This is a genomic window from Streptomyces sp. NPDC001493 (genome assembly GCF_053597235.1).
On the sequence record NZ_JBSFHV010000054.1, the window covers coordinates 1 to 11,190 of the forward strand.

At 72.3% G+C, this 11,190-nt stretch carries 10 protein-coding genes and 1 pseudogene; 10 read left to right on the top strand and 1 reads right to left on the bottom strand.

Annotation, left to right across the window (positions count from 1 at the left end; all coding sequences use genetic code 11):
* Nucleotides 1-341: 341 nt before the first annotated feature.
* On the top strand, nucleotides 342-1,889 hold the full coding sequence (locus ACWCWD_RS36785; protein ID WP_450779972.1) for a 3-hydroxyacyl-CoA dehydrogenase NAD-binding domain-containing protein: 1,548 nt from the start codon (nucleotides 342-344) through the stop codon (nucleotides 1,887-1,889).
* A 70-nt stretch (nucleotides 1,890-1,959) separates the two neighbouring features.
* Here the strand turns inward: ACWCWD_RS36785 and ACWCWD_RS36790 are convergent, their stop codons facing one another.
* Nucleotides 1,960-3,279, bottom strand: a complete 1,320-nt coding sequence (locus ACWCWD_RS36790; RefSeq protein WP_450779974.1) for a YihY/virulence factor BrkB family protein — start codon at nucleotides 3,277-3,279, stop codon at nucleotides 1,960-1,962.
* 17 nt (nucleotides 3,280-3,296) lie between these two features.
* Between ACWCWD_RS36790 and ACWCWD_RS36795 the strand changes: the two genes are divergently transcribed.
* The 9 genes and pseudogenes from ACWCWD_RS36795 to ACWCWD_RS36835 all read left to right on the top strand — a co-directional run.
* Nucleotides 3,297-4,940 carry an acyl-CoA dehydrogenase family protein gene (locus ACWCWD_RS36795; protein ID WP_450779977.1) on the top strand — a complete coding sequence of 548 codons (1,644 nt, stop codon included), beginning with the start codon at nucleotides 3,297-3,299 and terminating at the stop codon, nucleotides 4,938-4,940.
* Between the two features lie 313 nt (nucleotides 4,941-5,253).
* Nucleotides 5,254-6,549: a GAF domain-containing protein gene (locus tag ACWCWD_RS36800; RefSeq protein WP_450779985.1), complete on the top strand. Its 1,296-nt coding sequence runs from the start codon at nucleotides 5,254-5,256 to the stop codon at nucleotides 6,547-6,549.
* 191 nt (nucleotides 6,550-6,740) lie between these two features.
* Nucleotides 6,741-7,337 (top strand): GNAT family N-acetyltransferase, encoded by a 597-nt coding sequence (locus tag ACWCWD_RS36805; protein WP_450779979.1) that lies wholly within the window; start codon nucleotides 6,741-6,743, stop codon nucleotides 7,335-7,337.
* Nucleotides 7,338-7,624: 287 nt separating this feature from the next.
* Nucleotides 7,625-7,696 (top strand): annotated as a pseudogene (locus ACWCWD_RS36810) (putative leader peptide); the annotation flags it as partial.
* A 112-nt stretch (nucleotides 7,697-7,808) separates the two neighbouring features.
* Complete coding sequence (locus ACWCWD_RS36815) at nucleotides 7,809-9,506, top strand: nitrite/sulfite reductase (protein ID WP_266710262.1); 1,698 nt, start codon at nucleotides 7,809-7,811, stop codon at nucleotides 9,504-9,506.
* Nucleotides 9,503-9,682: a hypothetical protein gene (locus ACWCWD_RS36820; protein WP_327178782.1), complete on the top strand. Its 180-nt coding sequence runs from the start codon at nucleotides 9,503-9,505 to the stop codon at nucleotides 9,680-9,682. Before ACWCWD_RS36815 ends, ACWCWD_RS36820 begins: the two co-directional genes overlap by 4 nt.
* The gene (locus tag ACWCWD_RS36825; protein WP_450779981.1) at nucleotides 9,679-10,395 is read left to right on the top strand and encodes a phosphoadenylyl-sulfate reductase; all 717 of its coding nucleotides are present in this window, start codon (nucleotides 9,679-9,681) and stop codon (nucleotides 10,393-10,395) included. The genes ACWCWD_RS36820 and ACWCWD_RS36825 overlap by 4 nt, the downstream gene beginning before the upstream one ends.
* Before the next feature lie 23 nt (nucleotides 10,396-10,418).
* A complete protein-coding gene (gene cysC, locus ACWCWD_RS36830) occupies nucleotides 10,419-10,964 on the top strand; it encodes an adenylyl-sulfate kinase (protein ID WP_386892146.1) in 546 nt (181 codons plus the stop codon).
* Nucleotides 10,961-11,190, top strand: a 230-nt coding sequence (locus tag ACWCWD_RS36835; RefSeq protein WP_450779983.1) for a phosphoadenosine phosphosulfate reductase domain-containing protein, incomplete at its 3' end; no start/stop codon positions are given. The genes cysC and ACWCWD_RS36835, both read left to right, overlap by 4 nt.

The following is an 11,190-nucleotide window of genomic DNA, read 5'->3' on the forward strand; positions in this document are numbered from 1 at the left end:
CCGGTGCGTGCGATCGCAAGGCGGAGGGCCGCCCCGATACTGGATGTATCGGGGTGATCCCGACAACGCCGCGAGCGTGCGTGCCGGGCGTCGCCGGACAGGCGCCACTTTCGACACACGCCCTACGGGGGACGGCTCGCGGCCGGGACGGCGTACGCGGGCGACTGCGGGGTGGCGCGGTGTTCTCCGGGCCCGAGGGTATGCGGGTGGCGCACGCCGCTCCATGACGCCGGTCACGGTGAGGTACGCCACCGGGCCGGATCCGTTCCCGTCCCGGCCCGGTCCGCCGGGGCTGTCTACGCTGGGCCCGCCCGGACCCGTCGTCGGAAGGACCCTCTGTCATGCGGATCAGGATCGTCGGCGCCGGAGCGATGGGCCGGGGTATCGCGCAGTGGGCCGCCGCGGGCGGGCACACCGTGGAGTTGGCGGACGTGCGGCCGGAGGCGGTGGCCGATGCCCTCGGCCACGTACGGTCCATGCTGGAGCGGTCGGTGGCCAGGGGAAGGCTGAGCGAGGCGGACGCCGCTTCGGCGGCGGACCGGATCGTGCCGCTGGACGACCCGTTCGTGCCCGGGCCCGGGGTGGAGCTGGTCGTCGAGGCGGTGCGGGAGGACCTGGAGACCAAGGCCGAGGTGTTCGGGAAGCTGGAGCGGGTGCTGCCCGCGTCCGCCGTGTTCACGACCAACACCTCCTCGCTGTCGGTGACCCGCATCGCGGCGACGCTCACCGACCCCTCGCGCCTGGCGGGGCTGCACTTCTTCAACCCGGTGCCGCTGATGAGGCTCGTGGAGGTGGTGCCGGGGGCGGCCACCCGGCCGGAGATCCCGGCGGCCCTCACCGCGCTGGTGGAGGGGTGCGGGCACCGTGCGGTGACCGTCTCCGACACCCCGGGGTTCCTCGTCAACCACGCGGGGCGGGGACTGGTGACGGAGGCTCTGGCGCTGCTGGAGGAGTCGGTCGCGGGTCCGGCGGACATCGACCGGATCGCCCGGGACGTCCTGGGTCTGCGGATGGGCCCGTTCGAGCTGATGGACCTCACCGGGCTGGACGTGACGGCCGCCGTCATCGACTCGGTCTGGACCGGCTTCCGGCACGAGGACCGGCTCCGTCCCTCCTACCTCACCCCGAACCGGGTGGCCGCGGGGCTGCACGGTCGCAAGACGGAGCGGGGCTGGTTCGGTTACGGGGCCGAGGGAGCGGGCGGCCCCGCCCCGGAGCGGCCGGTGACCGGCGACGCGGGAAGGCCGGTCTTCCTCGCGGCCGGGGGCCTGCCCGCCGGTGACGCGTACACCGAGGCCCTGATCGGTTCGCTGGACGCGGCGGGGGCGCGGATCGAACGCGGCGCGGCGCCGTCAGCGCGCGCCGTGGTGCTGGTACCGGTCTGGGGCACCACCGTCGCCGCCGCGGTCGCCGGGCAGGGGCTGCCGCCGGAGCGGACCTTCGGGGTCGATCCGCTGCCGCCGGTGGCCAGGCGCCGGGTGCTGGCGGTGACCCCGGCGGGCGATCCGGTGGCGGCCCGGGACGCCCGTGCGGTGCTGGCCCGGGCGGCCGACGGCACCGAGCCGCACGCCGTGTCGGTGGTACGGGACACGGCGGGCTCCGTCGCCCAGCGGCTGCTGGGCTCCGTGGTCTCGGTGGCGGCGTCCATCGCGGAGCGGTCGCTCGCCACCCCGGCCTCCATCGACCTCGCCGTCACCACCGGACTCGGTTATCCGGAGGGTCCGCTGGCCTGGGGCGACCGGGTCGGGGCGGTGCGGATGCGGGAGTTGAGCCGTGCCCTGTACGCGACGACCGGCGACCCGCGCCACCGCCCGACCCGCTGGGTCACCGAAAGGGCTCAGCTGGGGCTGTCGTTGACCGATCCGGGGACGGCCCCGGAGGACTGCTGAGGCACGGGCGCTCCGGGGACGGCCACAGGTCCGGAACGCCCGCCCCGGTCCTACTGCGCCCGCCCCGGTCCTACTGCGGCGGCCCCGGCCGCCAGGTGGAGCCGCCGACCGGGCCGTCGGCGGAGTCCTTCGGCTCCTGGTGCGTCTTGTCGTCCCAGTCGGCCTTGTCGTCCCAGTGGGCTTTGTCGTCCCGGTGAACCCTGTCGTGCCGGTGGGCTCCGGTGTCGCGGTGCGCCTTGTGTTCCTTCGTCTCCCTCGACTCCTTGTCCCAGGCCGCGTGGAGCCGGGACCTCAGGTCGTCCGGGGGCAGGAAGCGGGACCAGCGTTCGGGGAACTCGGAGGGCATGTCGCCGCCCTCGTCGGCGCCGTCCTCGTCGTCGGCGTACATCGCCCAGGCGGAGGGCCGGGTCCGGGCCACGAACTCGGCGGCCTGGGCGGCACGGGCGAGGTCGTTGGCCTCGCGGGCGGCGGCCGTGGCCAGGGACGGCCACACCCGGTCGATGGCGGCGTTCACCGCGGCCCCGACGAGCACCGCGAAGGCGGAGACGCCGATCCACAGGAGTACGGCGATGGGGGCGGCCAGCGAGCCGTAGATGGTCGGGCCCTCGACGGTGCTGGTGAGGTAGAACCGCAGGACGTAACTGCCGATCACCCACATCCCCAGCGCCACCAGCGCCCCCGGGACGTCCTCGATCCACGGCGACCGGACGGGGACGGACACGTGGTAGAGGGTGGTCAGGAAGGCGATGGTGAGCACGATGCCCAGCGGCCAGTACAGGACGGCGAGGACCTCGGTGCCCCAGGGGACGAGCTCGACCACCCGGTCCGGGCCCGCCACCAGCAGCGGCAGCACCACCGCCCCCAGCAGCAGGGCGACGACGTACAGCAGGAAGGCGAGCAGGCGGGTCTTGACGATGCCGCGCTGGCCGTCGAGTCCGTACATCACGGTGATGGTCTCGACGAAGACGTTCACCGCGCGGGAGCCCGACCACAGGGCGATGGCGAAGCCGATGGAGATCACGTCGGGGCGGGCCCCGTGGGTGATGTCGTCCAGGAGCGGCTTGGCGAAGTCGTTGACGCCGCGCTCGGAGAGGACGGTCTGCGCGGCGTCGAGGATGTTGCGCTCGATGGAGGCGACCGTGGTGGTGGACGTCCAGTCGTCGACGTACCCGAGAAGCCCGATCAGCCCGAGCAGCAGGGGTGGCAGGGACAGCAGGGTGAAGAACGCCGCCTCGGCCGCGAGCCCCAGGATGCGGTACTCCATGCACGAGTTGACGGTGTCCTTGAGCAGATGCCACGCCATCTGCCGCTTGGAGACGTTGCGGTAGAGAACTCGGGCACGGTGGAGCCGGCTCGATCTCCGCTCGGGTGTTTCATTTGCTGCCTGCACGTCCTTACCGTATCGGCATGGCAGCCACCACCCACACAGTGACCAATCAGGTACCGCCGCTGGTCGGCTACGACGTCTTCGGCGCGGACCGCGCCCTGTCCGAAGCGGTGGAACGACATCTCGCCCCCGGAGTCCTGTCCGAGGCCCGGCGGGAGCTGAGCACGCTCGGGCAGGCGGCCGGATCGGCCCAGGCGCAGGAGTGGGGGACGCAGGCGAACGAGAATCCGCCGAAACTGCGCACTCACGACCGATACGGACATCGGATCGACGAGGTCGAATTCCATCCGGCGTGGCACCGGCTGCTGGGTCACGCCGTGACCGCCGGTCTCACGGACGCCTGGGGCCGGGAGGGCGGCCATGTGCGGCGCGCGGCCGGCTTCCTGGTCTGGACCCAGGCCGAGGCGGGGCACGGCTGCCCGCTGTCGATGACGCACGCGGCGGTGCCCGCGCTCCGCACCGACCCGGCGCTCGCCGCCGTGTGGGAGCCGCTGCTGACCTCGCACGTGTACGAGGAGGGGCTGCGGCCGGCGACGGAGAAGTCCGGGGTCCTCTTCGGGATGGGGATGACCGAGAAGCAGGGCGGTACGGACGTCCGCTCCAACACCACCAGGGCCGAGCCGCTCGCCGCCGAGGGCGAGTACCTGCTCACCGGGCACAAGTGGTTCTGCTCCGCGCCCATGTCGGACGGATTCCTGGTGCTGGCGCAGGCCCCCGACGGTCTGACCTGCTTCCTGGTGCCCCGGGTACTGCCGGACTCCACCCGGAACGTGTTCGCGATCCAGCGGCTCAAGGACAAGCTGGGCAACCGGTCCAACGCGTCGAGCGAGGTCGAGTTCGACGGGACGTGGGCCCGCCGGGTCGGCGAGGAGGGCCGGGGGGTGCGCACCATCATCGAGATGGTCGCGGCGACCCGGCTGGACTGCGTCGTCGGTTCCGCCGCGCTGATGCGTCAGGCGGTGGCGCAGGCGATCCACCACAGCACCCACCGGAGCGCGTTCGGCGGTCTGCTGATCGAGAAGCCGCTGATGCGCAACGTGCTGGCCGACCTGGCGCTGGAGTCGGAGGCGGCGACGGTGCTGGGGATGCGGCTGGCCGCCGCGTACGACGCCGACACGGAGGAGGAGCGGGCGTTCCTGCGGCTCGCCGTGCCGGCCGCGAAGTACTGGGTGACCAAACGGTGCACCGCGGTGGTCGGCGAGGCGCTGGAGTGCCTGGGCGGGAACGGGTACGTCGAGGAGTCCGGGATGCCCCGGCTGCTGCGCGAGGCGCCGCTCAACTCCATCTGGGAGGGCTCGGGCAATGTGCAGGCCCTCGACGTGCTGCGCGCCCTCCAGCGGGAGCCGAGGGCGCTGGACGCGCTGCTGCGGGAGGTCGGGAAGGCGCGGGGAGCCGATCACCGGCTGGACGCGGCGATCAAGGACCTGCTGACCGAACTGGCCGATCTGGACGGGGTCGAGGCACGGGCCCGGCGGATCGTCGAGCGGATGGCGCTGGTGCTCCAGGGGTCGCTGCTGGTGCGCTGGGCGCCGCCGGAGGTCGCCGACGCGTTCTGCGCCTCGCGGCTGGGCGGTGACTGGGGTTCGGCGTTCGGGACGCTGCCGCACACGCTCGACCTGGCGTCCGTCGTCTCCCGGGCACGGCCGGTCGTGGACACGCGCTGAGCTCCACCGGGTCCGGTCCGCGGGCGGGCGGTCGGCGGGCGCGGGGCTGCCGGGGACAGCGAAGGAGGGTGGTGCTGCGCCGACACGGCACCACCCTCCCCGCCGGTGCTGCACCGGGCGGCGCCGGCGCGAAGCCGCGCCGAACGGTGTGGACACATTCTCACCCTTCGCCCGATGCTTGGCCAGAGTTGCAAAGGGTTGCAAGCGGGGCGGGCACGTGGAACGCGCGGGCCCCCACCGACGGCAGGCCGAGTACCTTGGGACCTCGTCCGGGGCCCGAGGCACCTTGTGTGGGGGAGAACTCGTGAAACCAGTGGGGGAGACAGGCCCTGCCCGAACGCCCCCGCCGGCGCCCGCAGACGCGGTACGCGCGCTGCGCCGGGCCCGCGAGGCGCGGCTCTCGGGCCGTCTTACCGGTGCGGCGCCCCGGGCGGAGATCGACGCTTCCTGGTCCCGGGTGCTGCGCAGCGGCGTCGATCCGGAGCGGGCACCGGACGGTGTGCTGATGGAGGCCGAGGAGATCGAGCACGAGCGGCGTTCCACGGCGCTCGGCGCGGTGATGCCGCTGCTGCGCGAGGGGCTGGCCTCCTTCGTGGACGGCAGCCGCCAGATCATGGTGGTCTGCGACGCGCAGGGGCGCGTGCTGTGGCGGCAGGGCGACCGTTCCGTGCTGCGGCGGGCGGAGGGCATCCGGCTGGAGGAGGGTGCCACCTGGACCGAGCCGGTGCGGGGGACCAATGCGATCGGTACGTCGCTGGCCGCGCGTACCCCCGTTCGGGTGCACTCCGCGGAACATTTCGTGGACGTCCTGCAAAGCTGGACGTGCGCCGCGTCCCCCGTGCGTGACCCGCGTGACGGGCGGTTGATCGGCATCGTCGACGTCAGCGGTCCGGAGTCCACCTTCCACCCGGCGACCCTGGCCCTGGTGGACTCGGTGGCCAGGCTCGCCGAGAGCGAGATACGCAACCGGCATCTGGCGACGATCGAGCGGCTGCGGTCCGTGGCGGCGCCGATCCTCTGCCGGATCGGCGGCCGGGCCCTCGCCGTCGACACCCACGGATGGCTGGCGGCGGTGGTCGGGATGCCGCCGGTGGACCGGCTGCCGCTGCCCAAGTCGCTCGCCCCCGGCCGGGTGTGGTTCCCGTCGTTGGGGATGTGCCGGGTGGAGCCGCTGCCCGGGGGCTGGCTGGTCCAGGTGGTGGACGGGACGTCCCACCACACCTCGGACGGACCGCCGCGCCGGGTGGTGCTGGACCTGGGGCGGGCCGGACAGCCGGTGGTGCACGTGGCGGGGCCGGTGGGGACCTGGACACAGCGGCTCTCGCCCCGGCACGCCGAGATGCTGTACGCGCTGGCGCTGCGCAAGGAGGGGTGTACGGCCTCCGAGCTGGCGGGGGAGATCTTCGGCGACGGCACCCGCACGGTGACGGTGCGCGCCGAGATGTCGCGGATGCGCCGTCACCTCGCGGAGGTGCTGGCCCACCGCCCGTACCGCTTCCGGGAAGGGGTCGACGTGGAGGTCGTGCACCCGGAGGAGCCGGCCGATCTGCTGCCGCACTCGACCGCGCCGGTGGTGGTACGGGCCAGGGCCGCGCCGCGGAGCTCCTGAGGGCAAGGGCGTCCCGGGGCGTGCGCAGGGGCGTCCCCGGAGCCCGGCCCGGGCATCCCGGAAGACGCCTCCCGGAAGACGGCCCGGAGGTGGACGCACCGGCGCCCCGATGCCCCGGAGAACGCCCCCGTTCCGGCGAGTCCGGGCCCCCGCCTCCCCGTCCCGGCGGCCGTCGTGGTTCCCTGACGCCCATGAACAGCCCCGATCGCCCCGCCACCCCCACCACCGATGTGACCACCTGGTCCCTGGAGCAGACCTCCCCCGCCGATCTCGAACCGGCGAAGGCGCCGGACGGCGACGTGACGATCGTGCGCGCCGAGGTGCCGTCGCCGGAGTTCAGCCGCTTCCTCTACACGGCGGTCGGCGGGGACGTCCGGTGGACGGGCCGGCTCGGCCTGACGTACGCCCAGTGGCAGGAGATCGTGGACCGGCCGGGGGCCGAGACATGGGTGGCGTACGTGAACGGGACGCCGGCCGGGTACATCGAGCTGGACCCGCAGGACGACGGCGTCGTGGAGATCATGTACTTCGGGCTCCTTCCCGCCTTCCGGGGGCGCCGGATCGGCGGCCATCTGCTCGGTGTGGGCACCGCACGCGCCTGGGATCTCGCCGAGCGGTGGCCCGGACTGCGGGCGACCCGCAGGGTGTGGGTGCACACCTGCTCGCTGGACGGTCCGCATGCCCTGGCCAACTACGAGCGCCGGGGGTTCCGGCTCTTCGACACGAAGGTCGCGCCGGAGCCCGAGGTCGCGGCCCCCGGGCCGTGGCCGGGGGCGTTCTCCGTCTGAACGGGCGGGCGCGCGCCGGGGCATTCCGCCGCGCGCCCCGGAGCATCCGTGCGTGCCCCCCGGCGCACCCACCCCTGCTGAGCAGGGCGTCCACCAGCTGAACACCCCTTCGGCCAGGGGCCCGTGGGCACCTTTGGGACATTCCTGGACCAATGGTGACCCAACGGGGGTATGCGCAGGTGACACAAACCACACCGTCTCACCGTGCGAGACGATCTCGTCCGCATGATGGATAGCTATGGACTGGCCGGAGATCCGCGTGACACGCTTCCGTCATGTCTGGAACTGGAATTGCCTTGGTGAGTCGACGTCACGTCGACCTCTGCCGCATGTCCAGCGCCATCTGTCCGGCGGGCTGAGAGTCCCAGCACCGCCGCGCTCCCTTTCCTCTGCAAGCCCCGTCGCACCACCGCGTCCACGCGAGTGCGCAGCTCAGAGCCGCCCTCCCGCAGTCCCGAAGGACGTATTGTCATGGCCGCTACCCCTGAACAGCCTGCGACCACCACGCCTCGCCGCAAGGCCGGACGCCACCGCGGCGAGGGCCAGTGGGCGATGGGGCATTACACCCCTCTCAACGGGAACGAGCAGTTCAAGAAGGACGACGACGCTCTCAATGTGCGCGCCCGCATCGAGAACATCTACTCCAAGCGCGGTTTCGACTCGATCGACCCGAACGACCTTCGTGGACGCATGCGTTGGTGGGGTCTGTACACCCAGCGCAAGCCCGGTATCGACGGCGGCAAGACCGCCGTGCTGGAGCCGGAGGAGCTGGACGACCGCTTCTTCATGCTCCGTGTGCGCATCGACGGCGGCCGGCTGACCTCCGCCCAGCTGCGGGCGATCGGCGAGATCTCCCAGCAGTACGCCCGTGGCACCGCGGACATCACGGACCGTCAGAACATCCAGCTGCACTGGATCGCCATCGAGGACGTCCCGGCGATCTGGGAGAAGCTGGAGGCCGTCGGGCTCTCCACCACCGAGGCCTGCGGCGACTGCCCCCGCGTGATCATCGGTTCGCCGGTGGCGGGCATCGCGGCCGACGAGATCATCGACGGGACGCCCGCGGTCGACGAGATCCACGAGCGGTACATCGGCAGCAAGGAATTCTCCAACCTGCCCCGGAAGTTCAAGACCGCGATCTCCGGTTCGCCGGTCCAGGACGTGGTCCACGAGATCAACGACATCGCCTTCGTCGGCGTCGAACACCCGGAGCACGGGGCCGGGTTCGACGTCTGGGTCGGCGGTGGCCTCTCCACCAACCCGCGGTTCGCCGAACGCCTGGGCGCCTGGGTGCCGTTGGACGAGGTTCCGGACGTATGGGCCGGGGTCGTCGGGATCTTCCGCGACTACGGCTACCGCCGGCTGCGCACCCGCGCCCGGCTGAAGTTCCTGATGGCCGACTGGGGCCCCGCCAAGTTCCGTCAGGTGCTGGAGGACGAGTACCTCAAGCGCCCGCTGCTGGACGGCCCCGCACCCGCGCAGCCCACCTCCCGCTGGCGCGACCACATCGGCGTGCACGAGCAGAACGACGGGAACTTCTACGTCGGCTTCGCCCCGCGCGTCGGCCGGGTGGACGGTGCCACGCTCACCAAGATCGCGGACCTCGCGGCCGCGCACGGTTCGGACCGGCTGCGCACCACCGTCGAGCAGAAGATGATCGTCCTCGACGTGGCGCCGGACCAGGTCGAGTCGCTGGTCGAGGGGCTGGAGGCGCTGGACTTCCAGGTCCGCCCCTCGTCCTTCCGGCGCGGCACGATGGCCTGCACCGGCATCGAGTTCTGCAAGCTGGCGATCGTCGAGACGAAGGCGCGCGGTGCCTCGCTCATCGACGAACTGGAGCGCCGCCTGCCGGAGTTCGACGAGCCGCTCACCATCAACATCAACGGGTGCCCCAACGCCTGTGCCCGTATCCAGACCGCGGACATCGGTCTCAAGGGCCAGTTGATGCTGGACGGCGAGGGCAACCAGGTGGAGGGCTACCAGGTACACCTGGGCGGCGCCCTCGGCCTGGAGGCCGGTTTCGGCCGCAAGGTCCGTGGCCTGAAGGTCACTTCGGCCGAGCTGCCGGACTACGTCGAGCGGGTGCTGGGCCGCTACCAGGAGGAGCGCGAAGAGGGCGAGCGCTTCGCCACGTGGGCGGCGCGCGCCACCGCGGAGTCGCTGTCATGAGCGAGCGAGCCGCGCCGTTCTACTGCCCGTACTGCGGCGACGAGGACCTGCGCCCGCACGAGACCGGGCACGGCGCATGGGAATGCGCCTCCTGCAACCGCGCGTTCCAGCTGAAGTTCCTGGGCCTGCTGACCCAGGGACTGGTGCGCGACGGAGCGGAAGGGGAACGCACATGACGGACACACTGCGGGCCGGCGGGCTCACCGACGCCGAGCTGGAGGAGCTCGCCGAGCGGGCGGGCCGGGAGCTGGAGGACGCCTCGGCCCTGGACATCCTCGGCTGGGCGGCGGACACCTTCGGCGAGCGGTTCTGCGTCACCTCCTCGATGGAGGACGCGGTGGTGGCCCACCTCGCGTCCCGGGCCCGGCCCGGCGTGGACGTGGTCTTCCTCGACACCGGCTACCACTTCCCCGAGACCATCGGGACCCGGGACGCGGTGGAGGCGGTGATGGACGTGAAGGTCATCACCCTGACGCCCCGTCAGTCGGTGGCCGAGCAGGACGCCGAGTACGGCCCGAAGCTGCACGACCGCGACCCCGACCTCTGCTGCGCGCTGCGCAAGGTGAAGCCGCTCGAAGAGGGGCTGACCGGCTACACGGCCTGGGCGACCGGGCTGCGCCGCGACGAGTCCCCGACCCGGGCCAACACCCCGGTGGTCGGCTGGGACGCGAAGCGCCGCAAGGTGAAGGTCTCGCCGATCGCCCGCTGGACGCAGGACGACGTGGACGCCTACGTGCTGGAGCGCGGGGTGCTCACCAACCCGCTGCTGATGGACGGTTACGCCTCCGTCGGCTGCGCGCCCTGCACCCGCCGGGTGCTGGAGGGCGAGGACGCTCGCGCCGGACGCTGGGCGGGCCGGGGCAAGACCGAGTGCGGGCTGCACGGCTGATGACGACTGATCAGGAGATATCGATGAGCGTGACGGAGACGGGAGCCACCGTCTGGCTGACCGGTCTGCCGAGCGCGGGCAAGACCACCATCGCGTACGAACTCGCGGGCCGGCTGAAGAGCGGCGGCCACCGGGTGGAGGTCCTCGACGGTGACGAGATCCGGGAGTTCCTCTCCGCGGGTCTCGGCTTCTCCCGCGAGGACCGCCACACGAACGTGCAGCGGATCGGCTTCGTCGCCGAACTGCTCGCGGCGAACGGCGTGAAGGTGCTGGTTCCGGTGATCGCTCCGTACGCGGACAGTCGTGACGCCGTCCGCAAGCGGCACCACTCCGAGGGCACCCCCTACCTGGAGGTGCACGTGGCCACACCGGTCGAGGTGTGCTCCGTGCGCGACGTGAAGGGGCTGTACGCCAAGCAGGCCGCGGGCGAGATCAGCGGGCTCACCGGGGTCGACGACCCCTACGAGGCACCCGAATCGCCCGACCTGCGCATCGAGTCGCATCAGCAGACCGTGCAGGAGTCCGCAAGCGCGCTCCACGCGCTGCTCACCGAGAGGGGCCTGGCGTGACGTCCGTCGCCACCGTGCCGGAAGGCACCGTCCACCCGTACGCGCTCAGCCACTTGGACTCGCTGGAGTCGGAGGCGGTGCACATCTTCCGTGAGGTGGCGGGGGAGTTCGAGCGGCCGGTGATCCTCTTTTCCGGCGGCAAGGACTCCATCGTGATGCTCCACCTCGCGCTGAAGGCCTTCGCCCCCGCCCCCATCCCCTTCACCCTCCTGCACGTCGACACCGG